Below are 26,869 nucleotides of genomic sequence, written 5' to 3'. Positions count from 1 at the left end.
TTATCAACCAATGTAGTTTTCCCGTGATCTACGTGGGCAATAATAGCTATGTTTCTGATTTTTTGCATGTAATGTCTATTTTTAAAAAGCGTGCAAAAGTAGGTTATTATATGCCAATAAAAAAATGTTTTTAAAAGATTGTTAATCATTTAACTTAAGAAATTACTCTGTTGTAAGCTTTTAGTATTTTAGGTGGGCTGTTATTAAATCATAGAAAATAGCCATTAGAGAGACTTATTATTGCAAAAAAAACATGGTGAAGTATGTCAAATAGTATAAGTGATTCAAAATATGTAACAGCTGAAAATGCTGTTTCGGTTGTAAAATCAGGTAATAGGGTATTTATACATGGAAGTGCAGCTACTCCTGTTTATTTAGTACAACATTTATTAAATAGATACGAAGAGTTGAAACGTGTTGAAATCGTGAGTATTACTACTTTTGGTAATATTGATTTTGGTAATATTAAATATAAGGATAGCTTTTATATTAACTCTCTGTTTGTATCGGCTAATACACGTTCGGCCGTTAATAATGGGCAGGGAGATTATGTCCCGGTCTTTTTAAGCGAAATTCCACGATTGTTTCGTGAAAATTATTTGCCCATTGATGTGGCTATTATACATGTATCTCCTCCTGATACACATGGATATTGTTCAATGGGTACCTCGGTTGATATAGCAAAAGCTGCCGTGGCGAGTGCTAAAAAAATTATAGCACAAGTAAATCCTAATATGCCCAGAGTACATGGAAATGGGTTTATTCATATAACCCAAATTGATAAAATGGTTTGGAATGATGAGCCTTTATATGAGGTTGATTATACAAAAGATATAACACCGGTGGTTGAACAAATTGGGAGAAATGTGGCAGCATTGGTTGAAGATGGGGCAACATTGCAACTAGGTATTGGAGCTATTCCTGATTTGGTATTGCGTAATTTAACAAATCATAAAAACTTGGGTATTCATACTGAAATGTTTTCGGATGGAGTATTGCCTTTAATTGAGAGTGGTGTTATAAACAATAGTATGAAGACTGTTAAAAAAGGTAAAGTGGTTACCTCATTTATGGCAGGAACTAAAAAACTATATGATTTTGTTAATGACAATCCATTGATTAATGGTTTAGAAATAGATTATGTAAATGATACAGATATTATCAGAAAAAATGATAAAGCAACTTGTATAAACAGTGCTATCGAAATTGATATTACTGGGCAGGTATGCGCGGATTCTATTGGGACCTATCAATATTCTGGTATAGGTGGTCAAATGGATTTTATAAGGGGGGCATCTCTATCAAAAGGCGGAAAACCTATTATAGCATTACCTTCTACAACCAGTAAAGGTATTTCCAGAATTGTTTCTACTTTGAAAAATGGTGCAGGTGTGGTAACAACCAGAGGGCACATTCATTGGGTGGTAACCGAGTATGGGGCTGTTAATTTGTTTGGGAAAAATTTAGAACAACGGGCGTTGGCTTTAATTAATTTAGCACATCCTGATCATAAGGAGGATTTGGAACGCGAATTTCATCATCGTTTCAAAGTATAGTAATACTTTAGATAAATTTTGTTTAATTAGCATAACCGTATGAAAATTCTACTACTGGAAGATGATTTTACTTTATCGAAAGAGATTAAGCAGTTTCTTGTGTCGAAGGAATTTGAATGCGATGTGGTGTATGATGGAAGTTTGCTTTTAAAGCAAGCCCATATTAGCAAATACGATTTGTTTATTTTAGATATTAATGTGCCGGGTATTAATGGATTTGAGGTTTGTAAACAAATAAGGGCAAATGACAAAGAAACACCCATTATTGTTTTAACAGCTTTTGGCGAAGTAAGTGATAAAGTTAAGGCGTTTAATAACGGGGCAGATGATTATTTGGTAAAACCGTTTCATTTTGACGAGTTATTTGTGCGTATTTCCGCTTTGTTACGCAGGAAAAATAACCCTCAGCAAATAGAAGAGAAACTAGCTATTGACGACCTGGAAATTAATTTAACAGAGCTAAAAGTACAGAGGCAGGGTATAGAAATTATATTATCGCCTAAGGAGTACCAGTTACTTGTTTTGTTAGCCAAGGCCAAAGGTAAATCTGTTTCAAAGCAGGTAATAGCCGAAACTATTTGGGATTACAATATTGAAACCAACTACAATACCATAGAGGTATACATTAATTTTTTACGTAAAAAAATAGATAAAGATTTTGCAGTTAAGTTGATTCAAACAAGACCGGGTTATGGTTATTTTTTAAAAGCAGACTAGTATGACGTTAAAGAGGAGAATAGCCATATATAGCAGTTTGTTTTTTTCCATTATTTTTGGTGTTACCTCCGTATTGGTTTTTGTCCAATTCTCCAATTTTAGGAAGGACGAGTTTAGAGAGCGTTTGGAAGAAAAAGCGCTTACTTCTATGAAACTATTGATAGAAGTGCAGGAAGTAGACAAGCAGCTTTTGCAGCTAATTGATAGAAACTCCATCCACAAATTATACAATGAAAAAACACTTATTTTTAACGATAGCTTTCAACTCATTTATAGCAGTGTTGACGATGTTGTGATACACTGGACAGTTGATGATTTAAGAAAACTGAAAGAAGAAAAAACGCTTTTTAAGGCAGATGGGGAGTATGAGGTGTACGGTATTTATTACGATTCACAGAGTATAGATTATTACGCCTTAATATCGGCTGAGGATAAATACGGTAAAAGAAAAATTCAGTTTTTAAGCGTATTACTACTCATTACTTTTTTGGTGGCCACTTCAGTGGTATGGATTGTGTCATTTAATTTTACACGTAAACTGGTTTTACCCCTCGATAATTTCCAACAGAAAATTACCAATATAAGTTTAAATAATTTAACAGAGCGTTTAGAGGAAAGTAATAAAAAAGATGAAATAAATTTAATTGCCAAAGCCTTTAACCAAATGATGTTTAGGATTGAAAATGCTTACAGGAAACAGCAGGAATTTACCGCCAATGCATCGCACGAGTTAAGAACACCTGTAGCCAGAATAACTACCCAGTTAGAAAACTTAGCACACTTAGAAAACCATTCAAACGAAACTAAAAAATATATTGAAAACTTAAAAAACGATGCCAATCAAATGGCCGATTTAATTACTTCATTGTTGTTGCTTTCAAAGGTTTCTGATAATAACACTGAGTTATTACAAGATAGAAAACGGATTGATGAAATAATTTTTGATGCCATAGCCATTGTAAAAAAGCATTACCCCGATTTTTATCCCCATTTCGAGTTAATAGAAAATCCTTTGGTGGAATATAAGCTGGATATTATTTGTAATGACTCATTGTTACGAATAGCTTTTGTTAATTTATTGAAAAACGCCTATTTGTATTCAAATGATAAGAAAGCCATTATAGAAATAGAGCAATTAAGCAATGAACAGGTGTTGGTACGTATTAAAAATAATGGCGAAGTATTAGATTCTGATGAACAACAAAAATTGTTTCAGGCATTTATGCGGGGTAAAAATTCTATTTATAAACCTGGTTCAGGCTTGGGTTTACGCATAAGTCAGCGCATATTTACTTACCACGGAGCTCAACTAAATTATACCGTTTCTCCACCCAATTGGAACCAGTTTGAAATAATTCTTACGGTTTAAGCTATTTTTAAGCTACAGTTTAAGTCCCATTTAAGTTAAACACAATAACCTTTGTCAATAATTTAACGGCAAGGTAAATGAGGTATTGTATTCTTTTTTGTGTTTATTTCTTAGTTAGTCAGGTAAGTGCACAGCAAACTTATACTGTTGAAGAATGTGAAAGTCAGTTTTTAAAAAACAATCTGCTATTGGTAGCAGAGCAGTTTAATGTGGATGCTGCTAAGGCAGCCATTATTCAGGCTAAAGTATGGGATAACCCTTATATATCTGGTGAGTTTAATTTATACAATCCCAATAACCAACAATATTTTGATGCCGGCACAAACGGACAGAAAGCCTTTGCCATACAACAACTTATTTATTTGAGTGGCAAAAGGCGTAATGAAATTGCATTAGCAAAAACAAACAGCAGTATAGCACAATTACAATTTGAAGATGCACTACGCAATTTAAAAGCAGCTTTAAAACAAAGTTTTTATACCATATACTTTGAACAGAAAAAAATAGAAATTTCAGATAAACAATTAACCAATCTAGATACACTTATTAAAGCATACGTGGTTCAAACCAATAAGGGAAACGTAGCCATGAAAGATTTAGTAAGGTTACAAGCCCTTTATTTTAGTTTGAAGAATGATAGAACATTGCTTATTCAAAGCCTCATTGATGAACAACAAAAATTAAAACTGATTACAGGTATTGCCACTGAAATTACACCTGCTGTTCCATCATTATCAAAATACTATTTACCCGGCAAAGTATTGCAGTATTCTTTAGACTCACTGTATAGTATGGCTATTAATAACCGTCCGGATTATTTATTGGCACTTAAAAGTATAGAGAGCAATGAATTTAGTGTAAGAATACAAAAAGCAATAGCGAGGCCAGATTTAACATTAGGAACTGCTTACGACCAAAGAGGTGGTGCTTTTAATAACCAGATTAATTTCACTTTTGGAATGCCATTGCCTGTGTGGAATAAAAATAAGGGCAACATAAAAATAGCGGAGATACAATTACAGCAATCGAAAACAATGCAAAATTATGCTGCGCAACAAGTAAAAAATGAAGTATATACAAACTATATAAAATGGTCAGAAGCCAATAAAAATTACCAGTATTTAACTACTTCCAACACTGAAAGCTTTGAACTTGTATACCAGGGAGTAATTAACAATTTTAGAAAAAATAATATAACCATACTGGAGTTTACAGACTTTATGGAAAGTTATAACCAAAGCATTCAAAATTTCAATGAAATAAACAAAGCCCTTGTCCTTTCTTGTGAGGATTTGAGTAAAGCCGTTAACAAACAAATATTTTAACATGTTATATAAATCAATTGTTTTCCTTACTAGTATTTTAGTATTGTTTTCATCGTGTAGCGAAAAGAAAAAAGAAGTTGAAACCGCTACTGCTTTTGTATTAAGCGATGTGATGTTGAGTTCAACTAAAACTTCGGTGGCTACTTTATCACCACTTAAAAATGAAATATCATTTTATGGAAAAATTACTGCTGACAATAATAAGCTGATTGAAGTATTTCCAATTGTTGGTGGTAATGTTACCAAGGTTTATGTAGAGTTAGGTGATTATGTTACCAAAGGCCAGTTACTGGCTACCATTTTAAGTACTGAAGTAGCAGGCTTTGAAAAAGATTTGGACGATGCCAGAAATGATGTAATTGTAGCTAAAAACAACCTGAAAGTAGCACAAGAATTGTTTGAAGGCAAGCTAACATCAGAGCGTGATGTACTGGAAGCGAAGAGCCATTTAGATAAAGCACAATCACAATTATTGCGTATACAGGAAACATATAAAATTTATAATATTAAGAAGGGTGCTATTTATGAAGTACGCTCTCCATTAAATGGGTTTATTCTTCAAAAAAATATTAACCAGGATATGTTGTTGCGTAACGATAGGAGTGATAACATTTTTGACATAGCAGAAATAAATGAAGTTTGGGCTATTGCCAATGTAAATGAAAGTGATATTGACCAAGTAAAATTAGGCATTGATGCAGCGGTAACAACATTAACCTATCCAGATAGAGTATTTAAAGGCAAAGTAGATAAGATCTTTAATATTATAGATCCATCAACCAAGGCTATGCAAGTAAAAATAACGCTTAAAAATGATAAGTTTTTATTGAAGCCAGAAATGCGTGCAAACATTAAACTGTCTTATACCGAAAACGATCAGCAAATGATTAATATTCCTTCAGAAGCAGTGATTTTTGATAAGAGTAAAAACTTTGTGATGATATTTAAAGACCGCAATAATATTGAAACAAGACAGGTTGAAGTATACAGACAAGTAGGTGATACCACATTTATTTCATCAGGTTTAAAAGCAGGTGAAAAGGTAATGACACAAAATCAATTGCTGGTTTATGATGCGTTGAATGATTAATTAACAATAAACAACAAGTGATATTAAGATAATTGATAAATCAATTATCCATTTTTAATTTTCAATTATCCATTCAAAAAGTGAACAAACTAATTAAAAATATTATAGCATTCTCGCTAAAGAATAAACCATTTACCTTCTTTTGGGTATCCATATTAATCATCTCCGGATTTGTGGCTTTTAAGAATATGCCCATTGAAGCATTCCCCGATGTTACCAATACGCAGATTATTATAGTAACAGAATGGAATGGCAGGAGTGCGGAGGAAATAGAACGCTTTGTAACTACACCGGTTGAAATTGCCATGAATTCAGTACAGAAAAAAACCAGTGTTCGAAGCATTACCATGTTTGGTCTTTCTGTTATAAAAATAATTTTTGAAGACGATGTAGAAGATTTTTTTGCAAGGCAGCAAGTCAACAACCAGTTAAGGACGGTGTCGCTTCCTGATGGAGTAGAACCTGATGTGCAACCACCTTATGGTCCTACAGGTGAGGTATTTCGTTATACACTTAAAAGTAACACAAGAGATTCACGCGAATTGTTAACCATTCAAAATTGGGTTATTGACAGACAATTGCGTTCCGTACCGGGAGTAGCAGATTTAGTGGCTTTTGGTGGCAGAGAAAAAACGTACGATGTAAGTGTTGACCCTAACCGATTATCAAAATACAATATAACTCCTTTAGAAGTTTTTCAGGCAGTAAATGGAAGTAATTTAAATGTAGGAGGCGATGTTATTGAAAAAAATGGACAAGCTTATGTGGTAAGAGGAGTTGGCTTGTTAGGAAGCATTAAAGACATTGAAAATATTATTATAGACGATGCAGGAGGTAATCCGGTATTGGTTAAAAATGTGGGGGAGGTTGTAGAAAGTTCGTTGCCAAGAGTAGGTCAGGTAGGACTGAATGGTAATGACGATGTGGTGGAAGGAATTGTGGTAATGCGTAAGGGCGAAAACCCAAAAGAAGTATTGGGAAGAATAAAAGCAAAAATTGAAGAGTTAAACACGCGCATTTTACCCAACGATGTAAAAATGGAAACATTTTACGATAGAGATAATTTAATGAATTATACTACCACAACCGTTATGCATAACATGTTTGAGGGAATATTATTTGTTACTGTTATTGTTTTTCTATTTATGGCTGACTGGCGTACCACAGTCACTGTTTCTATTATCATTCCACTCTCCTTATTATTTGCCTTTTTGTGTTTAAAACTAAAAGGTATGAGCGCTAATTTACTATCACTAGGAGCGGTTGATTTTGGTATTATTATAGATGGGGCGGTTGTAATGGTGGAGGGAATATTTGTAACCCTTGACCATATAGCCCATAAGCGGGGCATGACTGCCTTTAATAAACTCTCCATTGGAAGTGTAATAAAGCAAACAGGTACAGAATTGGGTAAGGCAATATTCTTTTCTAAACTAATTATTATAACAGCTTTATTACCCATTTTTGCTTTCCAAAAAGTAGAAGGTAAAATGTTTTCGCCATTGGCTTATACATTGGGTTTTGCTTTGTTAGGCGCTTTAATTTTTACATTAACATTAGTGCCCGTTTTATGCCATATATTTTTAAACAAAAACGTAAAAGAAAAACACAATCCATTTGTTAATTTCTGGAATAAAATAGTGGAGAATGGTTTTGCATGGACATTTAGAAATAAGCGCAAAACATTGATTACATCAGTAGCATTAATAGGGCTGACATTTTTCTCCGCTTCATTTTTAGGTACAGAGTTTTTACCCCAATTAAACGAAGGCGCTTTGTGGGTTGAAGCCAAATTCCCCATGAGCCAGAGCTTAAAAGAAACCGTTGAAAAAACAGCTATTTTAAGAACAGAGTTACAAAAATTTCCGGAAGTAAATGGTGTACTTTCGCAAGTAGGAAGGAGCAATGATGGAACCGATCCAAGTGGCTTTTATTATGTGCAAATGCAGGTTAATTTAAAGCACAAAGATGATTGGAAACGTAAAATATCAATGGATGATTTGGTTAGGGAAATGGACGACTCATTATCGAAATACCAGGGTATAGGTTACAACTACTCACAACCCATTATTGATAATGTGGCAGAGAGTGTAGCAGGTATCAATGCTTCCAACGCAGTTAAAATTTATGGCGATAACTTAGAGAAGCTTGATGAAATAGCCAACGATGTGATTAAACAAATAGAGCATGTTGAAGGTATAAAAGATGTAGGTATTTTAAGGAATGTGGGTCAGCCGGAAATGAGTGTAATACTTGATAGGGAAAAGATGGCGGCCTATGGTGTAAAAGCAGCAGATGCACAAGCCGTATTGGAAATGGCTTTTGGAGGTAAAACAGCTACACAGAAATTTGAAGGAGAGAAAAAATTTGATATACGTGTAAGGTATTTAAAAGAGTATAGAAAAGATGAAATAGACATTTCAAACTTAAAAGTACCCACTATACAAGGAGTAAAAATTCCTTTGAAGGAAATAGCGAGCATTAAAAAAATTACAGGCCCTGCCTTTATTTACAGGGATAATACCAAACGATTTATTGGTGTAAAGTTTTCAGTACGCGACAGAGATTTGGGAAGTACCATAGCCGAAGCACAAAAAAATGTGGAACAAAATATTCAATTACCAACAGGCTACAGCATAGGCTGGACAGGTGAATTTGAAAACCAAGTAAGAGCTACCAAAAGTTTAGGGCAAATGGTTCCAATCAGTTTAGTAGGTATTTTCATTTTGCTGTTTATTATGTTTGGTAATATAAAAGACTCATTGCTTGTTTTGGCCAATGTTCCTTTTGCTATTATTGGTGGTATTATGGCATTACATGTTACAGGTATTAATTTTGGTATATCCGGTGGAGTCGGTTTCATTGCATTATTTGGTATTTGTATTCAAAATGGTGTTATTCTAATTTCAGAATTTCATAAAAACTTAAAAGGCAAAATGAATTTAGAATCTTCTATAAAAGAAGCTGTAAAAGTACGTACACGTCCTGTTGTTATGACGGCATTAATGGCATCTATTGGTTTGTTACCGGCAGCTATTAGTACAGGTATAGGTTCTGAATCGCAAAAACCACTAGCAGTTGTTATTATAGGTGGATTGATAACTGCAACGATTTTAACCTTGTTGGTATTTCCAATTATTTTCTGGGTGTTTAATCGCCCCAAAAATGTAGAAATATAAATAGCATTTACAGCTGCCTGATTTTTAGTGTATTATTTTGTTGTAAGCTTAATTAGGCGTTCAATATTTTACAAATAATGCTTTAATTTGCGCCTTCTATAACATTAAATAAATTATTATAATGAATTACGATTTAGTAGTAATAGGTAGCGGCCCTGGTGGCTATGTAGCTGCCATAAGAGCAAGCCAGTTAGGACTTAAAACAGCCATTATTGAAAAAGCCGAAATGGGAGGTGTTTGTTTAAACTGGGGTTGTATTCCAACCAAAGCTTTGCTTAAATCTGCTCAAGTTTTCGAATATATAAAACATGCTGCTGATTACGGAATTAGTGTTCAGGGTGCAGAAAAAGATTTTGCAGCAGTGGTAAAACGTAGCCGTGGTGTAGCTGATAATATGAGTAAAGGTATTGCATTCTTAATGAAAAAAAATAAAATAGATGTAATAGCCGGTCATGGTAAATTATTAGCTGCCGGTAAAGTAGAAGTGACTGAAGCTGCCGGAACTAAAAAAACAGTAGAAGCTAAACATATTATTTTAGCAACAGGTGCACGCAGCCGCGAGTTACCTAATATAAAAATTGATAACAAAAAAGTAATTGGCTACAGAGATGCAATGGTGTTGCCAACACAACCTAAAAGCATGATAGTAATGGGTAGTGGTGCTATTGGATGCGAGTTTGCTTATTTCTATAACAGCATGGGTACTAAAGTTACTATTGTAGAGTTTATGCCTAATATTTTGCCGGTTGAAGATGAGGATTCAAGCAAAGAAGTAACCAAAGCATTTAAAAAATCAGGTATCGAAATTTTAACCAATGCTTCAGTAGAAAGCGTAGATACAAGTGGTGCAGGTTGCAAAGTAAAAGTTAAAACAGCCGAAGGAGTTAAAGAAATGGAAGCCGATGTAGTGCTTTCAGCAGTGGGTATTCAAACCAATTTAGAAAACTTAGGCTTAGAGACTTTAGGAGTAAAAACAGATAAAGGTAAAGTATTAGTTGATGATTTTTACCAAACCAATATAAAAGGTGTTTATGCCATTGGCGATATAGTAATGGGACAAGCATTGGCACACGTAGCAAGTGCTGAAGGTATTATTTGTGTAGAGAAAATTGCAGGACACCATCCGGAGCCTTTAAACTACAACAACATACCGGGCTGTACTTATAGCTCACCGGAAGTAGCCTCAGTTGGTTATACCGAGAAAGCTGCTAAAGAAGCCGGATACGAATTAAAAATAGGTAAGTTCCCTTTTAGTGCAAGTGGTAAAGCAAGTGCTGGTGGTGTAAAAGAAGGTTTTATAAAAGTAATTTTCGATGCTAAGTATGGTGAGTTTTTAGGAGCCCATATGGTAGGAGCAAATGTAACTGAAATGATAGCCGAAGTAGTGGTAGCTCGTAAATTAGAGACAACCGGAATGGAGATTATTAAATCAGTTCATCCGCATCCAACCATGAGCGAAGCTATTATGGAAGCCGCAGCACAAGCATACGGTGAGTGTATACACTTATAGTAAATACATTATGTAATTAAACAAAAAGGCTACCCAACAAGGTAGCCTTTTTGTTTGCGCTTAAGTTTGGTTTAGTTGTTATTTTATAAAAAATATTTATTATCGTGTTTAATCTTTTTATTAAACATTGGCTACTATAACTTTACTTATCATTATTTTTCTGTGGGCTTACATCAGGTATTTTCATATAGTAAAGCCCGATGCCCCCGATGATATTTACGAGGTAGAAAAAAATGTATTTGACACCTACAATCAATTTTACCAGGCCAATATTCCTTATTACAATAACTTGGATTCGTTATCCAAAGCAAAATTCGTAGAGCGAAGTATAGATATCAGCAAGCATATACAAATTCAAACCCGTGATGAATTGGTGTATGATGGTGAAATGAATATGTTTATTTGTGGTTGTCTAGCCCAATTAACTTATGGTTTGAACAGCCCAAACCTTGATATGCTGAAAGGTGTTGTACTTTTCCCTGATATATTTTACAGTAGATTAGTTGAAAGTGATGTAAAAGGACTGGCCCTTGGAAATGGAGTAGTGTTTTTAAGCTGGCATCATTTTAAAGAAGGTTATAAGGATAGCAGGGATACTTTTAATTTGGGCTTGCATGAATTTGCACACATACTCAGAATGGAAGCTTTAGACGATGATGTAGCAGATAGTAGATTTAGCAATTATTATGAAGAATGGAATGAATTGGCAAGTTTATCGTTTCATAAAATGCGCAATGGCTCCATTAGTTTTTTCAGGGATTATGCAGCCACCAATGAATCGGAATTTTTTTCGGTTTGTATAGAAAACTTTTTTGAAGTGCCCGATTTATTTGAACAGGAACTGCCTTCCCTGTATTATCACCTTTGTTATTTGCTAAATCAAAACCCGTTAAATACAAGCCATAATTATTCATTTAACAGGGATGATATACAAATGATAAATGAAGAGTTAAAGCGTGATATTCCTGTATTTGAACATGTATTTAGTACCTATGAAAAACAGTTTTGGCAATATGGTTCGCACGTTACTTTAATGGCTTTGATTGCTGCTGTTTTAATTTCGGTAAACATATTGAACGCACAAATTATGCGTGGTCTGCTGATAGATTTCTTTATTATATCAAGCATCATATTATGTGTAAGGTACTGGTATTTTTCTGATATACGTGCCATCACTAATACAGGTTATGTTACCCATTTAGTAACCCGTGTAATGCCGCTTTTGGCTGTTATTACCTTTGTGTTTCACTTACTGTTTATTTAAATAAAAAAGCCATCCGGTTGGTACCAAATGGCTTTATCAATTATTTAAAATTTACCCCAGTTGTTTAATTCATCAGTGGTAAATAATTCAGGGTAAAATATACGCAACTGAAAACGCGGAGGTAAGTATTTTTGCCAGTTGGTTCCACCTGTTGCAGGCACATCTTCCTTGGGTTTTTGTAAATATTTTACAGCCGATTTATAATGCATCAAAGGCCAGTTTACATTTACATTTAAATCAAACTTTCTCAATTCCGCTTTAAGCGTTTCGTCTTGTTTATCCGTTTCACTTAGCGTTTGGTATATGGTCCATAAATTGTTCTCTTTATTTTGGCATGCCAGTCGTTTAAGTTTGTCACCATATTTTTGTTCAAACTTGGTTAAGGTTAACGTTTTCTTTCCAGTGTCCGATTCAGTAGCACCTGCTTGCCAGTATATATGATTAAATTGTTGGTCAATCGGAAGGTCTTTTACTTCTTCTCGTTTTTCTTTGTTTACCAAATTTATAAACTCAGTAGCATATATTTCAATCATACGGTATTGTGCACTTTGGAAACCACTTGCAGGCAATAAACTCATTCTAAACTTTAAAAACTGTTCAGGCTCCATACCATTTACCATTATTTCAAAACTATGGGTCAGGTTATTAAAATAAGCATTGATACGTCTTACTCTTTCCGCAAAAAAATGAACATCAATATTGTTTTTTGAAGTTACAATCTGTTCCATTTCATGGAGCGAAAGTTTAAAGTATAATTCAGTAATCTGATGATAGATTATAAAAATCATTTCATCTGGAATTAAAGTTTTTGGTTTTTGTAAAGTCAGTAAACTATCAACAGCTATATAATCCCAATAGTGCGTGTAATCCTGGTATAACAAGCCTTCTAAGTAACTTTTAAAGTTTTGGCCTTGGGTATTGTATTTATCTTTAATCTGGCTGATTAACGATAATACTTCATCGTCTAATATTTCTTCGGACATATGATTATGTTTTAAAAGGGCGATATAAAATTGTTTAATGAAGGCAATACTTTGTCTTTATCGCTAACCAATGGATTTTTTGTTTGCCATTTGATATTTAGCTGTTCATCATTCCAAAGTAAACCTCCTTCACTTTCTTTGTTGTACAAGTTACTGCATTTATATAAAAATAGTGTGTTGTCGGCTAAGGTTTCAAAGCCATGTGCAAACCCCGGAGGAATATAAAACATGGTTTTGTTTTCGGCACTTAATTCTATGGCAAAATGTTGTCCGTAAGTAGGGGAATTTTTTCTAATATCAACAGCTACGTCCATTACCGCTCCCTGAATTACCCTAACCAGTTTAGCTTGCGCAAATGGTGCTGCCTGAAAATGTAAGCCTCTTACAATACCTTTTTGCGATAAGCTTTGGTTGTCTTGTACAAACTCAATATCAATACCGGCAGCATACATTTTTTCTTTGTTATAGCTTTCGTAAAAATAGCCACGTGGGTCGTTAAATACTTGTGGCTCTATAATGAGTAAACCTTCAATAGGTGTTGTTTTTATTTGCATACTGTTATTGAATTTATATTAGAACCAAGAGCTTGATTTGGACTTTGATTTAGTTTTACCTCCTAAGCCAAGTGCGCCCAATAAACTACGTGTAATAATCTGTGCAGCCGTGCGGCCTACCTGTTTGGTTACCGGGCTGCTTAGTATTTGTTCTAAAGTTGATTTTTCGTTTTTATTTGTTTTGCTTTCCGATGCTTGTTGGGTGTTGTCAATAGTACTATTAACAGCATTGGCCAACTTAGCATTTAAAATTTCATAAGCACTTTCACTGTCTATAGTTTGATTGTATTTAGCCGCAATTTTCGATTGGGCTATTACCGCATTTATTTCAGTATCGTTTAAAATATTCATGCGCGACTGTGGTGCACAAAGCATGGTAGCCACCAATGGAGTAGGAATACCTTTTTCATTTAAACAGGTTATTAAAGCTTCGCCCATACCCAGTTGGGTTAATAATTCATCCGTTTTATAAAAATCGGATAACGGATAATTTTCGGCAGTTTGTTTAATTGTTTTCCTGTCAGCGGCAGTAAAGGCACGCAAGGCATGTTGTACTTTTAAACCTAATTGGCCCAGCACTGCTGCCGGCACATCGGCCGGGTTTTGCGTACAAAAAAATATGCCAACGCCTTTGGAGCGGATTAGTTTTATAATGGTTTCTATTTGTTGTAATAGGGCGCCACTTGCTTCCTGAAAAATTAAATGCGCTTCATCAATAAATAAAACCAGTTTGGGTTTATCCAAATCACCTTCTTCCGGTAAAGTGGCATACAGTTCTGCCAATAGGCAAAGCATAAATGTAGAGAATAGTTTTGGCTTGTCCTGTATATCATTTACGCGTAATATAGAAATGATACCTCTTCCATCATCGTTTATACGCATCAGGTCATCTACCTCAAAACTGCGTTCCCCAAAAAAAGCATCCGCATCCTGTTGTTGAAGTTCTATTACTTTACGCAATATAGTTCCTGTTGATGTAGTTGAAATTTTGCCATACTGTTGCTCCATTTCAGCCTTGCCTTCATTGCTTATATACTGCAATACTTTAATGAAATCTTTTAAGTCAAGCAATGGCAATTGTGCATCATCACAAAACTTAAAAATCATGCTTACAAAACCCGCTTGTGTTTCGTTCAGGTTTAAAATTTTTGAAAGTAATAAAGGTCCAAATTCACTTACCGTTGCTTTTACTTTTACGCCCGGTTTATTACTTATAGTAAGCAACTCGGTAGGGAAAGCATCGGGCGAATAGTTAATACCTATTTTTGTATAACGTTCCTGTATTGCATTGTTCAATTCGCCTTTGGCGGCAAGGCCACTTAAATCGCCTTTTATATCCAATAACAATACAGGTACACTGGCATTGCTTAAACCTTCGGCTATGGTTTGTAGTGTTTTGGTTTTACCCGTTCCGGTAGCACCCGCTATCAATCCATGCCTGTTAAGCATTTTTAAAGGTAAATTTACAGGGCACTCTGCCAATGTTTCACCATTAAGCATAGCTGCACCTATCTGAATACTTTCACCTTTAAAAGTATATCCGTTTTTTATTTGCTCAATAAATAGTTCCTTCATTCTTTATGCGTAAAGAGTTATTGACTTAGCGATTGATGAATTAAATACAGGATAGTTTATGCTTGCCCAGTTGGGCCACTAAAATTCATTGGGAATGGAGGCATCATGTCAGGCAGGTTAATTGTACCAACTTGCTCTTCGTATTTCTGGATATTCTCGCCTAAAGCAAGTAATAAACGTTTGGCATGTTCCGGGGTTAATACAATACGCGATTTTACTTTTGCTTTGGGTACACCAGGCATTACTCTTATAAAGTCAAGTACAAATTCACTATTGCTATGGGTAATAATGGCTAAGTTTGCATAAATTCCTTCTGCTATTTCTTCGCTTAGCTCAATATTAATTTGGTTGTTGTTGTTTTCTTCGTTGCTCATATGTGCAAGTATAATTCAAATTTTTGTTTATAGCTTACCACAATAGTAGAGTTTGCAAAAAGTGTTTATATATTTATTGGGCTGCTTTTAATGTAAAGCCAAATGTAGTGCCAGAGCCAATGGTACTTCGTACATTAATGGTTTGCAGGTGAGCTTCAATAATATGTTTTACAATGGCTAAGCCTAATCCTGTACCACCGGCAGCGCTGTCATCCCTTGCTCGGCTTTTATCTTCGCGGTAAAAACGTTCGAAAATACGAGGCAGGCTCTCCTGATTTATGCCCTGTCCGTTATCGGCTATTTCAATTAAAATGTTTTCGCCCATTACGTAGTAAGCAGCAGTAGTAAATCCGTTCTCGTTACCATATTTAATGGCATTGCCAATTAAATTTACCAGCACGGTTCTTATTCTATACCTGTCAGCCAACACATAAAAAGGTTTGTTGCAACCTTCTTTTATCAGTTGCTCAATGCCTTTTTGGTTGGCTTTTACTTCAAATTGTTCATATACATCTTTGGTCAGGGCATTGATATCAAAACGATCCATTTGCATGGTTAATTCACCACTTTCCAGTTTCGATATTTCTAATAAATCAGCTACTAAATCACTTAACCTATCAGTGCTTTTAGCGGCCTTTTGCAAAAACTTTTTATTCACTTCCGAGTCGTCCATAGCACCATCTAAAAGCGTATGCAAATAACCTTGTATGCTAAAAATAGGTGTTTTTAATTCATGGCTTACATTGCCTAAAAATTCTTTTCTGAAGTCGGCTAATTTTTTAAGCTGGTCTATTTCAATTTTTTTATCGCGGGCCCAGTTAATAACCTCTTTGCTCATTTCAAAAATGGGGTCTTTGTCCCATGCAAAATTCTCCAGTACGGCATCGTACTTCTGTGTTTTAAGGCTATGAATGGTTTTATAAATCAGTTTGATTTTTCTATAAATGAAAAACTCCAGCGTATAAAAAAACAGGAAAAAAGATAAGCCGGCTGTAAGTGTAAATATAACAGTAATAGAAACCCAGTTTGATTCTAAAACAAAATACATAACAAGTGATAAAACAGTAGCAATAATGCTTGATACCAGTAAGGCTATATGAATAGGTTTAGGGTTACGAATCATATTGAAATTATAATGCAGTTTGGCCGTTCTTACTTTTTTATTAATCTGTATAACCTAAGTATTCCATATAGTAATAGGGCGCCCCCCAAAACATATTTTACTATATCATTAACTATTAAAGGTACTTTGCCTAATAGTATACCTGTTCCTAAAACAAGGTAAAATAAGCCCATTACTGCGCCAAAGTATTTAACAATATTACCAATTTTATGTGTTCTTTCTTCTCTGATTTCTTCTAAACTCATTACTAACAGGTGTTTTTATGCATTTTATATAAACAAATAAGCTCACTAAACTAATTGTTTAGCAAGCTTATTTTGTATTATGTTTTTATGAAATAATTATTGTTGTAAATTAAACAAAAACGGTAAAGTAAAGTAAACCGGTACCGGGCGACCGGCCTGACGGCCCGGACTCCATTTAGGCATACCTTTAACAGCTTTTATAACTGCTTCTTCGCATCCCCAACCTAGTTCTGGTTTGTTTATTACTTGAATGCCGCTTATTGTTCCGTCTGACATTACTGCAAAACGTAATACTACACGTCCTTCAATATTATTTTCTTTTGCCATTGGAGGGTAATCAACTGCCGAACTTAAATATTCGTACATTTTTTCTTCTCCTCCCGGAAACTCAGGTGGAACTTCAGCGTCTAATAATATTTCGCTTGTTCCTCCGCCATCGCCCGTTCCGGGGTCTTCCGTTAACACGTCTTTGGCATTAGGATCACCATCTACTGTTTGTGCTCCGGCATCAACCTCTTGCAATTTTTCTTGCGTTGGAGGTGGTTCGTCCGGTACTTCCTCATCTTTTTTAATCTCTGGAGGAGTAAACTTAATAGTACTCTTAACCGGAGGTGGTGGTGGAGGAGGAGGTGGTGGTGGTGCTGATTTGTCTAGTGGAGGTGGAGCATCCAATTTGGTTACATCTGCTTCCACTATAATGTTTTCTTTAGGTATTTGAGCTTTGATGTAATTTACAATTACTGGTGCCGCTATTGCCAACGAAAATCCGATGATAGAGAAAATTATTCCTTTAATGGTATAGCTGCTACTTTTTTTACGTAGCACAAAAGCTCCATATTGTTGGTTGCGCCCTTCAAACACCAAATTAACCCAATTGTTATCAAAAATACTTGTATTTGCCATGTCAATTAGTTTTGTTTTAAGGCTTCGGCTAAAGATGCTGCCGAACTTTTAATTAAATCTTTTTCAGGATCTGAAATATCAACAATCGCATAACGGCCAATATTACAAATTAACATTTCATCTAAAATGTCAACTATGTTTTTAAACTTAGCGTTATCGTCAGCCTTAATTACTACTATTAAACCATCTTTCCAGGCTTTAATATCAGCAATACGAGCTTTCATTTCACTTTCCTTTATCTTAGATGTTTTGAACAAGTCTTTATACACTTGGATAGAATCCAATTTTGGATTGCGTTTTTTATTTTCACGCAACAACATAGGTCTTATTCCTCCGTCACTAAAATCAGTTATTTGTGGAGTCATAGGTTCCAATGTTACTGGATCACTAAAATAGTACATTACTTGATTATTTCCTGTTAATAGAACTGTAACTGCCTGAGAAACCTTAATTGGTGTATTATCTCCATTAGGATCTTTTACCGGCATGTTCAACTCCATGGTTTTTGGCTTGTTGAGCGAGGTAGTTAACATAAAAAAGGTAATCAACAAGAAGCCTAAATCTACCATGGGTGTAAAATCTACACGGGTTGATAGTTTCTTGCCTTTTGGTTTACCGCCTTTTTTATGACCGCCACCGCCACCGCCTTCTATTTCTGCCATTTTTTAGTTTCCTTTCTTAAATTATTTACCACCTTCCATTGATGTAATAAAATTAAATCTATTTACATCTTTGTCTTGTAGGGTTTTAATTACTTGTTTAATTGTTGGGTAACTTACCTCTCTATCGCCTTTAATAGCCACTCTAAAGTTATTGTTGGTCAATCTACTTTGCCATACCCAGTCTCCCAATTCATTGTTTAATGAGTCGCAAGGAATACCGGTTGATGGCATAGATTTACGTTTATCCGGACTTAAGTTAATGTATTGTTTCAACTGAGCAATGGGTAAACCAAAACTACTCATGTTTGAAAACTTTTGTCTTTCGTCTTCGGTAAATGCAATATTGTACTTTTTACCCATACGCTCCAATAAGGCATATTTATAATGCTCTCCTTGAAGGTCAAAGAATACTTTATTATCATCACTGATGGTAATAAGCATTACGTCAACATCGGGTAGTGGAATTTCGGCAACAGAGGCTGGAGTTAACACCTGTACTGGTTCATCGGGTTTGAACTGGGTAGCCAACATAAAAAATGTTAGCAATAGGAATGCAACGTCTGTCATTGCAGTCATATCAACCGAGGTACTTTTACGAGGTACTTTTACTTTAGCCATTTTGTTTGTTTTATTTTAAAATTATTAAAAATTAATAAGCAATTCTGAAATTGCCAATAAAACTAGCGTTTGTGAGCTGCTGCAAAGTTTTGTACAATAGTGAAACCAGCTTCATCAATAGTATAAGTAATTTTATCAATTCTGGTTGTAAATACGTTATACATAATGATAGCGATAGCTGAATTACCAATTCCTAAAGCTGTATTGATAAGTGCTTCAGAAATACCAATAGCTAGGGCAGTTGAATCAGGCGCTCCTGCATTTCCTAATGCCGAGAACGCTTTAATCATACCTAATACAGTTCCTAATAACGCAACTAACGTTGAAACCGAAGCCATGGTTGCAATAATTACTAAGTTTTTCTCTAACATTGGTAATTCCAATGAAGTAGCTTCTTCTAATTCTTTTTGAATGGCTAAAATCTTTTGGTCTTTCTCCATGTTACTTTCGCCTTCCATTTCTTTGTATTTGTGTAAAGCAGCTTTTACTACGTTAGCTACTGAACCTTGTTGTACATCACACTCTTTAATAGCTGCATCAACATTACCTGCTGTTAAATGGCTTTTTACTTTGCGAACAAATGCTTCTGCTGAACCTTTACCTGATGCTTTTGTAATAGTTAAAAAACGCTCGATTGAGAAAGTAATACTCATTAATACCAACGATAATAAGATAGGTACAATAAAACCACCTAAGTATATTAATCCTAAAATTGAACCAATACCTTCTTTTACTGGGGTATGGCGTGTTACTCCATCGGCAAAATTACCTTCAAAGCCTAATACAAATTTCCAAAGTAAAAAACCTACTAATACTAAGATTGGGATAGCTAGCGAAGAGAACAAGCTCCCGGCTTTGCTTTCTTCTTTTTTTGTTGCTGTTTGATTCATTTTTATGTTATGTTTAATTTAATGGTTACGAATAAAATTATTTTACTTGAATAAACACATACTGTTTACAAAAAAATAATGGCTTTTATGTTAAATGGTTCTTTTTTATTTTGAAAAATTTACTTGAAAAACGACTGATTATGAATGCTTGCTTGTAAGTAAGAAATTGCGTGTACGTAGGTTGCACGCTAAATAATGCTTACAGAAATATGACAATTTATAAGGTATCGTTTTAAAGTGGTTACTCAATAATTTATGGTTATCAGTTATCTAAAAACTTGCGCAAACATGCGCTTATTTATTTGATAATGCGATAGTTTGCTAATGAAATGCAATAAATTTAACCTGAAACGTACAATTTGAAAGTTGAACGCTATGGATTATACGTTAAATTTAAAGTGCATTACATCACCATCGTTTACAATATATTCTTTACCCTCCATACGCAGTGCACCTGCCTCGCGGCATGCTGACTCTGAACCGTATTTTTTAAAGTCTTCGTATGCAATTACATCAGCTTTAATAAAACCTCTTTCAAAATCGGTATGGATTACACCTGCTGCCTGTGGTGCTTTGTAGCCTTTGTCAATAGTCCAGGCTCTAACTTCCTGCACACCTGCGGTGAAATAAGTAATCAGGTTTAATAATTTGTAAGAAGCAGTAATAAGTTTAGCTACGCCACTTTCTGTTAAGCCCAAATCGTTTAAAAAAGCTATTCTGTCTTCATAGCTATCTAAACCAGAAATTTCGCTTTCTATAGCTGCACTTATAATTAAAACTTCTGCATTTTCATTTTTAACGGCTTCACGTACCAACTCCACAAATTTGTTTCCGTTAACAACCGAAGCTTCATCTACATTACAAACGTACATTACCGGCTTAGCCGTTAATAAACACAAGTCTTCTACATGTTCTTTTTCGTTGTCAGTTACTTCTAACGTTCTAACTGATTTTCCATCGTCTAAATGTGCTTTGTATTTTAATAAAGTAGCTTCTACTTTAAGCATGTCTTTATCGCCAGTTTTGGCTGCACGACTTACTTTTTGTAATTTCTTTTCTACTGAATCTAAATCTTTTAACTGTAATTCAGTATCAATAATTTCTTTATCGCGCAATGGATTAACTGAACCATCTACGTGAATAATATTGTCGTCTTCAAAACAACGCAATACGTGTATAATAGCATCGGTTTGGCGTATATTGGCTAAAAACTGGTTACCTAAACCTTCGCCTTTACTGGCACCTTTTACCAAACCGGCTATATCAACTATTTCTATATTGGTTGGTACTACTTTGTTGGGTTTAACTAAACCTTCTAACACATTTAAACGCTCATCGGGTACGGTAATTACACCCACATTTGGTTCAATGGTACAAAAAGGAAAATTAGCGGCTTGCGCTTTGGCATTGCTTAAGCAATTAAATAAAGTTGATTTGCCTACATTGGGTAAGCCTACTATTCCACACTGCATTTTTGTTTATTTTTAGCTTCTGGCTACTAGCTCCCGATAGCTATCGGGATGGTACTGGCAGTCATTTATGTTTTAAATTGTTTAATTTATTATTGTTTTGGCTAAAGGTCCCTATAGCTATTAGCCTTTAATAATTTGTTTCATATCCATAATTATTTTTTCGGCTAAGTGGTTAGCGGTTGCCTCACTTTTGCTTTCTGAATAAATACGAATAATTGGTTCGGTATTACTTCTGCGTAAATGTACCCACTCGTTATCAAATTCTATTTTAACACCATCAACGGTATTGATAGGTTGTTTTTTGTATTTTTCTTTGATGCCTGTTAAAAGCTCATCAATATTAATGGTTGAATCTAAATCGATTTTCTTTTTGGCAATGGTATAATCAGGGTAGCTTGAGCGTAGGATTGAACATAATTTATCGCTTTTGGCTAAATGCGATAAGAATAAAGCTATACCCACCATGGCATCGCGGCCATAATGCAATTCAGGGAAAATAATACCTCCATTGCCTTCGCCACCAATTACTGCTTTGGTTTCTTTCATCATGGTAACAACATTTACCTCGCCTACGGCACTGGCACTGTATTTACCTTTGTATTTTTCGGTTACATCGCGCAAGGCACGGGTTGACGAAAGGTTTGAAACGGTATTTTTCACAAAACCATTGCGTTTTAAGTTATCGCTGCTTACATTTTTAAGTACATAATCAGCTACGGCTACCAAAGTATATTCTTCGCCAAACATACTTCCATCTTCGTTCACCAAAGCCAGTCTATCTACATCAGGGTCAACTACTATACCTAAGTCGGCTTTCTGGCGGATTACTTCGTTTGAAATAGCTGTTAAGTTTTCTGGTAGTGGTTCCGGGTTATGTGGGAACTTACCGTCAGGTGTACAGAATATTTCTACTATATCATCAACTCCTAAAGCACGCAATAACATAGGTACTGCTATACCTCCGGTTGAGTTTACTGCATCCACTACTATTTTAAATTTCTTGGCTTTAATAGCTTCTACATCTACTAAATCCAGCTTTAAAATTTCGTCAATATGTTTTTTAATATAATCTTTCTTCTCGCTTATTTTTCCCAGCTTATCAACTTCAGCAAATTCAATGGCTTCATTGTCTGCAATGTGCAGCATTTGTTTGCCAAATTCGTCTGAAATAAATTCGCCTTTGCTGTTCAATAGTTTTAATGCATTCCATTGTTTTGGATTGTGGCTGGCTGTTAATATAATTCCGCCATCTGCTTTTTCCATTACTACCGCCATTTCAACGGTTGGTGTAGTACTTAATCCTAAATCTATTACTTCAATACCTAAACCTGATAGGGTGGCGCAAACCAAACGGTTTACCATGTCGCCACTTAGGCGGGCATCTCTTCCAACCACTATTTTACACGATTTAGTGTCTTTTTTTATCATACTACCAAAAGCTGCAGTAAATTTTACTACGTCAATAGGAGTTAAAGCGTTTCCACTTTGGCCTCCAATTGTACCTCTAATACCTGAAATTGATTTAATTAACGTCAAAACTTATATTTTTTTAGCTGCGCAAAATAAGCCTATAAGCGCAATAGATAAAGTTTTTGTGCTGTTTGTGAATAAATAAAGCCTTTCCATATATTTTAATGTAAAATAAAAGTTAGTTTAATGATTTGTAAAACAGGTTTTTGTATTTGCATTTTTCGCCTGTTGTTAAGTTAATGTTACTAGAATTTACTTACATAATTTATATGAATAGCAGTAAAACTGGTTGTTTAGTGAATGACTGAAGATGCCTTATTTCTTTAAAGATGAAATCCATTTGTAGAGTAAACTTTCCTTATTGGCAAATGGTTTCATTTCATCATAACTAAATTTTACTGCTACAGGTGTTTTTTTGTTTTGACTTTCGGTATTTTTAATTATAAAATAAACACCATCTGCACGCAATTCTATTTCTGGGCTATAGTGCCTAAAAGCTTGCTCGGGTATAATACATCTCTTGTTGCGCCAAAAGTCATTATCGTCAAATCCTGCTACGTTTTTCAGTTTATTAAAAAGCATGGTACTTAATAGAGAAGTTTCAATTAATTCATATTCCGGGTATGGCGACAATCGATAAAGTGTATCATTTAAAATAAAATAATTGGTTATTGATATTTCGCTTCTCCTGTTATACTCATATTGTATATTGAATAAGTAAGGACTATGGTAATTAAAGGAGTATTCCTCATCAGAATTTTGTTCTGTAATGGCGGTATAATGTAAGGCTGTGTTTATGGCATTGATAAATGAAGACGGGAATCTTTTATCATCGGCCAATTGAGCAATATATGTTCTGTTTTTTTGTTTACCTGGCTGATAGCTGTAAGTAGAAAAATGCATATCGGATAAGTTTGTTAACGTGTAAACATTTTTTGCATTTTCGGGTACCGAATTCATGTCCTTTACCTTTGATAATTGTTTTCTTATATCGAAGTTTAAAGACATGGCATTATAATCATTTCCTCTTTGTACAATTGCTCCTTTTTTTGATATTAGTATACCATTTACCTGGGTATAACCTAAGCTAAAAGAATTGGTGTGTTCTGTTTGCAGGGTGGTAATTAAGTTAAGATTTGAATCATACAAATCGTAACCTTTTCTTTGATACCCCCACAAAATGGGTTCTTGTTCGTCAATCCTAAGCTGATTAAAGGGTATTTTTTTTAATGAATTATCGGTAATAAAATAAGAGTCCTGGCCACCTTTTTTGTTATAAATTAACATAAGCTTTTCATTTATCCGAATATCCTGAAATGGTGGGTTATTTATTTTATCAATTAATTTAAACTGCTTATTGAAAAAGGATAGTATTTGGTTTTTATTGTTGTAAGCTGCTATATAATTATCTAGTATAACTATTTCGTCATATATGGTATCTAATGCTAAGTTTTTTTCGGGAGTTATAATGCCATATTTATTTGTACCGGTACGAAACAGGTAAAATACAACAGGGTAATCGTCTACTGTATCTGTAGTTCCCCAATAATTAATAGTTATTTGTTTAGGAACGGTATTTTTATCCAAAACGGCCATTAGTTTACTATACTTTCCTGATTGAATCCCGTATAAGTAATACTCACCTGACCTATCTTTTAAAGTAACTTTTGAGATAGCATTTTGTTGTAATAATTGATGGTTATCTTTTTTGTACCGGTCCGATATTATATATTCATATAAAAGTTCTTTAAAATTCCTAGTATCATCACCTTCAGAATAAGTTTGTTCCATGATTAAACCTTCAGGATTCATAAAAAAAATAGCACTCGGATGATCACCAAAAATGCTTGGAAAACTTAATAATGAATAGGTGCCGGGTATTAATTTTTGCAGCACTATATTATTGCCGGCAGATATCAATTGATAGAGGTAGTCATCTATCCGCGTAAACATTCCTTTAGCTATTAATGTATGCCCGGTTTCTTTCTGCTTATTTATGTTACCCGATAAATACAGCACTTTTGCTTTCAGCTTAAACAGGAAATTATAGTCTTTATCAAAAATATACAGGGTATCACCTGCTGTTGCCTGGTAGGTGCGCTTTGTCAGTTGAATAATGGTGTCAAAACCTACGGGATATTTAATTTCGCCCTGTAAATTTAACAGGTAAGTTTTGTTGTTTTTGCGTATGTAAATGGCGCCTAATCCCCAGCCTAAAACATTTTTGTATTTACAGTCTGAAAGATGTTTAAGTGCATGGTTTACTACACTTGTTTTACCTCCTTTACTTAACAGGTAGTAGTTGCTTTCTTCTACATCATATCGGGTATCTAAAATATCCCGTATGTCGTTTAATTTGGGTATTGACCGGAACATATCAAAAGTGTCAACAATCAAAGGGGGTGTGGTATCTTTTATAAGATAAAATTGATGAGCACTTTTTTCTAACATTAAATATCCTTTTAACGGGTGTACATTTATAAAAGAATCTTTAACTATTGGAGTGCCATTACTGTCACATATTTGGTATGTAATACCATTTTTATCATTACCCTGTTTAAATAGTCTTATGTAAATGGGTTCATCTCTATCTGAGTAAGTGTATGAAATTTCCTGAAGATAACGTTTGGAAACAACCTTGCCCGTTGTGTCTATTAAGAGGTAACTACCATTAGAATCTTTATAGGATAAATAGAATCTTTTTTTTATCAGGAGCGTTGCATAACCATGTGGTTCTGATAACTCTTCATATTGAGGTTTTATTAATTCCTGGCCTTCTATATTGATAAGTCCGTATTTCGCGTCTTGCTTACAAATTAACAGCCGATTGGTAAACCATTTAAGGTCATCATAAACAGGTTGAACTACTAATTGAAAGCATCCATTAATGGCACCTTTACGCCCGTTTACAGTTATGATGGCAATGCCATTTTTATTAAAATCCTCAGCTTCCTGGTAACGAATGTCGTTTATCCAGTTGTCGTTTTCCTTATAACCCCATCCGCATGAAAAAATATCGTTATCAGGATGAAGCGAGCGCCCTTTGTTCTCCATGCAATTTTTTTCAAAGTCTGAGAATAAACGGGTTTCAAAATTATAGGCTGTCAGCTTGTTATAAAAAGCCAATAAATCTTTTTTCAGCTCTTTACATTCATCTAAATTTTGTTGTTCATTAATTAAGGGTAGTAATGGTTTTAAGTAGTGTGAAGCTACTTTGTTAAACCTTTTATTGACTTGTGTTTTCCGCTTAATTTCGGCAAAATAAGCATAAGCTTCTGCCCATTTAAATTGGTTTAAAAGACTTAGCTTTTGTTCTATTTCTTTGGGAACATTTTTAAGATTGTGGTTTAAAGCAGCATATCCTTGCTTTAAAAGTTTATTGATAAGTAAATTGTAAGTAACACTATCATTATCTGCTACTGTTAACCTGTCAATAGGACGCCAAATATCCATTAAGGTATCAATACAATGAAAGTAGGTAGTGCTTAGCTCTAAGTTTTCGCCATCTCTGTCCCATAAATTTAACAAATTAATTTTTACGTTTTTTCCGGGCTGTATTACATAGCGTTCGTCTCTTTCATTAATAGATAAAGTAATGCATGTGGCGTAGGAGATAGGAAGTGTAAAGCAAAGGGAATCGCTGTTGCTAAAACGGATAGTATCTCTGTGTATTACATTGTCGGATTCATAATATATAGAACAAAAGAATTTGCGAGATGTGGTGTCGCCCTCTTCCCGAGAATAAGCCTCATTGATATATTGTTTTGTTACCAGCACACATATGTTTGTTGATTTTATTTTATTGGTGGAGGCAAAACCACCCACAACAAAGCTTATACTCAATGCTAAAAAAGTAATAAATGATTTCATAAGTTATACGAACGAACAGGCAAAACAAATATTACACCAGTTTTGCTTGGTAGAATGTAAGTTGCAGTAAAATAGTGTCTTGCGTTTTTTAAAGTTGCAATAAACAACTTTTATTATGGT

The 26,869-nt window shown here is 34.5% G+C and carries 22 protein-coding genes; 8 read left to right on the top strand and 14 right to left on the bottom strand.

Annotation, left to right across the window (positions count from 1 at the left end):
• Nucleotides 1-68 (bottom strand): GTP-binding protein (locus V4538_16135; GenBank protein ID MES2382578.1); only part of this gene is annotated, 68 nt, incomplete at its 3' end.
• A gap of 195 nt (nt 69-263) precedes the next feature.
• On the opposite strand from V4538_16135, the gene V4538_16130 reads away from it, so the two are divergent.
• The 8 genes from V4538_16130 to V4538_16095 all read left to right on the top strand — a co-directional run bounded on the left by V4538_16130 (nt 264) and on the right by V4538_16095 (nt 12,010).
• Nucleotides 264-1,556, top strand: a complete 1,293-nt coding sequence (locus tag V4538_16130) for an acetyl-CoA hydrolase/transferase C-terminal domain-containing protein (protein ID MES2382577.1) — start codon at nt 264-266, stop codon at nt 1,554-1,556.
• Between the two features lie 39 nt (nt 1,557-1,595).
• Nucleotides 1,596-2,273, top strand: a complete 678-nt coding sequence (locus tag V4538_16125; GenBank protein ID MES2382576.1) for a response regulator transcription factor — start codon at nt 1,596-1,598, stop codon at nt 2,271-2,273.
• Nucleotide 2,274: 1 nt separating this feature from the next.
• The gene (locus V4538_16120; GenBank protein ID MES2382575.1) at nt 2,275-3,642 is read left to right on the top strand and encodes a HAMP domain-containing sensor histidine kinase; all 1,368 of its coding nucleotides are present in this window, start codon (nt 2,275-2,277) and stop codon (nt 3,640-3,642) included.
• Nucleotides 3,643-3,719: 77 nt separating this feature from the next.
• Complete coding sequence (locus V4538_16115; GenBank protein ID MES2382574.1) at nt 3,720-4,967, top strand: TolC family protein; 1,248 nt, start codon at nt 3,720-3,722, stop codon at nt 4,965-4,967.
• A 1-nt stretch (nt 4,968) separates the two neighbouring features.
• Nucleotides 4,969-6,057 (top strand): efflux RND transporter periplasmic adaptor subunit, encoded by a 1,089-nt coding sequence (locus V4538_16110; GenBank protein ID MES2382573.1) that lies wholly within the window; start codon nt 4,969-4,971, stop codon nt 6,055-6,057.
• Between the two features lie 80 nt (nt 6,058-6,137).
• The gene (locus tag V4538_16105) at nt 6,138-9,236 is read left to right on the top strand and encodes a CusA/CzcA family heavy metal efflux RND transporter (GenBank protein MES2382572.1); all 3,099 of its coding nucleotides are present in this window, start codon (nt 6,138-6,140) and stop codon (nt 9,234-9,236) included.
• Nucleotides 9,237-9,357: 121 nt separating this feature from the next.
• The gene (gene lpdA, locus V4538_16100) at nt 9,358-10,746 is read left to right on the top strand and encodes a dihydrolipoyl dehydrogenase (protein MES2382571.1); all 1,389 of its coding nucleotides are present in this window, start codon (nt 9,358-9,360) and stop codon (nt 10,744-10,746) included.
• Between the two features lie 127 nt (nt 10,747-10,873).
• Complete coding sequence (locus tag V4538_16095) at nt 10,874-12,010, top strand: zinc-dependent peptidase (protein ID MES2382570.1); 1,137 nt, start codon at nt 10,874-10,876, stop codon at nt 12,008-12,010.
• 44 nt (nt 12,011-12,054) lie between these two features.
• Here the strand turns inward: V4538_16095 and V4538_16090 are convergent, their stop codons facing one another.
• From V4538_16090 to V4538_16030, 13 genes are all read right to left on the bottom strand, one after another.
• Nucleotides 12,055-12,993 carry a tryptophan 2,3-dioxygenase family protein gene (locus tag V4538_16090; protein MES2382569.1) on the bottom strand — a complete coding sequence of 313 codons (939 nt, stop codon included), beginning with the start codon at nt 12,991-12,993 and terminating at the stop codon, nt 12,055-12,057.
• Nucleotides 12,994-13,004: 11 nt separating this feature from the next.
• A complete protein-coding gene (gene rfbC / locus V4538_16085) occupies nt 13,005-13,547 on the bottom strand; it encodes a dTDP-4-dehydrorhamnose 3,5-epimerase (protein ID MES2382568.1) in 543 nt (180 codons plus the stop codon).
• Between the two features lie 18 nt (nt 13,548-13,565).
• Nucleotides 13,566-15,122, bottom strand: a complete 1,557-nt coding sequence (locus tag V4538_16080) for a helicase HerA-like domain-containing protein (protein MES2382567.1) — start codon at nt 15,120-15,122, stop codon at nt 13,566-13,568.
• Nucleotides 15,123-15,178: 56 nt separating this feature from the next.
• Nucleotides 15,179-15,496 (bottom strand): DUF3467 domain-containing protein, encoded by a 318-nt coding sequence (locus V4538_16075; protein ID MES2382566.1) that lies wholly within the window; start codon nt 15,494-15,496, stop codon nt 15,179-15,181.
• Between the two features lie 73 nt (nt 15,497-15,569).
• The gene (locus tag V4538_16070) at nt 15,570-16,619 is read right to left on the bottom strand and encodes a HAMP domain-containing sensor histidine kinase (protein MES2382565.1); all 1,050 of its coding nucleotides are present in this window, start codon (nt 16,617-16,619) and stop codon (nt 15,570-15,572) included.
• 29 nt (nt 16,620-16,648) lie between these two features.
• Nucleotides 16,649-16,864, bottom strand: coding sequence for a hypothetical protein (locus tag V4538_16065; protein MES2382564.1), 216 nt, complete (start codon nt 16,862-16,864; stop codon nt 16,649-16,651).
• Between the two features lie 96 nt (nt 16,865-16,960).
• Nucleotides 16,961-17,767, bottom strand: a complete 807-nt coding sequence (locus V4538_16060; protein ID MES2382563.1) for a TonB family protein — start codon at nt 17,765-17,767, stop codon at nt 16,961-16,963.
• A gap of 5 nt (nt 17,768-17,772) precedes the next feature.
• Nucleotides 17,773-18,429, bottom strand: a complete 657-nt coding sequence (locus V4538_16055; GenBank protein ID MES2382562.1) for a biopolymer transporter ExbD — start codon at nt 18,427-18,429, stop codon at nt 17,773-17,775.
• Between the two features lie 21 nt (nt 18,430-18,450).
• Nucleotides 18,451-19,047, bottom strand: coding sequence for a biopolymer transporter ExbD (locus V4538_16050; GenBank protein ID MES2382561.1), 597 nt, complete (start codon nt 19,045-19,047; stop codon nt 18,451-18,453).
• Nucleotides 19,048-19,109: 62 nt separating this feature from the next.
• Nucleotides 19,110-19,937, bottom strand: a complete 828-nt coding sequence (locus tag V4538_16045) for a MotA/TolQ/ExbB proton channel family protein (protein ID MES2382560.1) — start codon at nt 19,935-19,937, stop codon at nt 19,110-19,112.
• 380 nt (nt 19,938-20,317) lie between these two features.
• On the bottom strand, nt 20,318-21,409 hold the full coding sequence (ychF, locus tag V4538_16040) for a redox-regulated ATPase YchF (GenBank protein MES2382559.1): 1,092 nt from the start codon (nt 21,407-21,409) through the stop codon (nt 20,318-20,320).
• 120 nt (nt 21,410-21,529) lie between these two features.
• Complete coding sequence (glmM, locus tag V4538_16035) at nt 21,530-22,945, bottom strand: phosphoglucosamine mutase (GenBank protein MES2382558.1); 1,416 nt, start codon at nt 22,943-22,945, stop codon at nt 21,530-21,532.
• A 249-nt stretch (nt 22,946-23,194) separates the two neighbouring features.
• Nucleotides 23,195-26,749, bottom strand: coding sequence for a WG repeat-containing protein (locus V4538_16030; GenBank protein MES2382557.1), 3,555 nt, complete (start codon nt 26,747-26,749; stop codon nt 23,195-23,197).
• Nucleotides 26,750-26,869 lie beyond the last annotated feature (120 nt).

This window comes from Bacteroidota bacterium (genome assembly GCA_040388375.1).
GTDB lineage: Bacteria > Bacteroidota > Bacteroidia > UKL13-3 > UKL13-3 > JAAFJM01.
The sequence above is the reverse complement of the archived record's forward strand: the minus strand, read 5'-3'. Positions and strand labels throughout refer to the sequence as shown.

What these genes read in the sequence shown, in the direction of transcription:
- V4538_16130 (MES2382577.1), top strand. Translation starts at nt 264, where the DNA reads ATGTCAAATAGTATAAGTGATTCAAAATATGTAACAGCTGAAAATGCT.
- V4538_16125 (MES2382576.1), top strand. Translation starts at nt 1,596, where the DNA reads ATGAAAATTCTACTACTGGAAGATGATTTTACTTTATCGAAAGAGATT.
- V4538_16120 (MES2382575.1), top strand. Translation starts at nt 2,275, where the DNA reads ATGACGTTAAAGAGGAGAATAGCCATATATAGCAGTTTGTTTTTTTCC.
- V4538_16115 (MES2382574.1), top strand. Translation starts at nt 3,720, where the DNA reads ATGAGGTATTGTATTCTTTTTTGTGTTTATTTCTTAGTTAGTCAGGTA.
- V4538_16110 (MES2382573.1), top strand. Translation starts at nt 4,969, where the DNA reads ATGTTATATAAATCAATTGTTTTCCTTACTAGTATTTTAGTATTGTTT.
- lpdA (MES2382571.1), top strand. Translation starts at nt 9,358, where the DNA reads ATGAATTACGATTTAGTAGTAATAGGTAGCGGCCCTGGTGGCTATGTA.
- V4538_16090 (MES2382569.1), bottom strand. Translation starts at nt 12,993, where the DNA reads ATGTCCGAAGAAATATTAGACGATGAAGTATTATCGTTAATCAGCCAG.
- rfbC (MES2382568.1), bottom strand. Translation starts at nt 13,547, where the DNA reads ATGCAAATAAAAACAACACCTATTGAAGGTTTACTCATTATAGAGCCA.
- V4538_16080 (MES2382567.1), bottom strand. Translation starts at nt 15,122, where the DNA reads ATGAAGGAACTATTTATTGAGCAAATAAAAAACGGATATACTTTTAAA.
- V4538_16075 (MES2382566.1), bottom strand. Translation starts at nt 15,496, where the DNA reads ATGAGCAACGAAGAAAACAACAACAACCAAATTAATATTGAGCTAAGC.
- V4538_16070 (MES2382565.1), bottom strand. Translation starts at nt 16,619, where the DNA reads ATGATTCGTAACCCTAAACCTATTCATATAGCCTTACTGGTATCAAGC.
- V4538_16065 (MES2382564.1), bottom strand. Translation starts at nt 16,864, where the DNA reads ATGAGTTTAGAAGAAATCAGAGAAGAAAGAACACATAAAATTGGTAAT.
- V4538_16060 (MES2382563.1), bottom strand. Translation starts at nt 17,767, where the DNA reads ATGGCAAATACAAGTATTTTTGATAACAATTGGGTTAATTTGGTGTTT.
- V4538_16055 (MES2382562.1), bottom strand. Translation starts at nt 18,429, where the DNA reads ATGGCAGAAATAGAAGGCGGTGGCGGTGGCGGTCATAAAAAAGGCGGT.
- V4538_16050 (MES2382561.1), bottom strand. Translation starts at nt 19,047, where the DNA reads ATGGCTAAAGTAAAAGTACCTCGTAAAAGTACCTCGGTTGATATGACT.
- V4538_16045 (MES2382560.1), bottom strand. Translation starts at nt 19,937, where the DNA reads ATGAATCAAACAGCAACAAAAAAAGAAGAAAGCAAAGCCGGGAGCTTG.
- ychF (MES2382559.1), bottom strand. Translation starts at nt 21,409, where the DNA reads ATGCAGTGTGGAATAGTAGGCTTACCCAATGTAGGCAAATCAACTTTA.
- V4538_16030 (MES2382557.1), bottom strand. Translation starts at nt 26,749, where the DNA reads ATGAAATCATTTATTACTTTTTTAGCATTGAGTATAAGCTTTGTTGTG.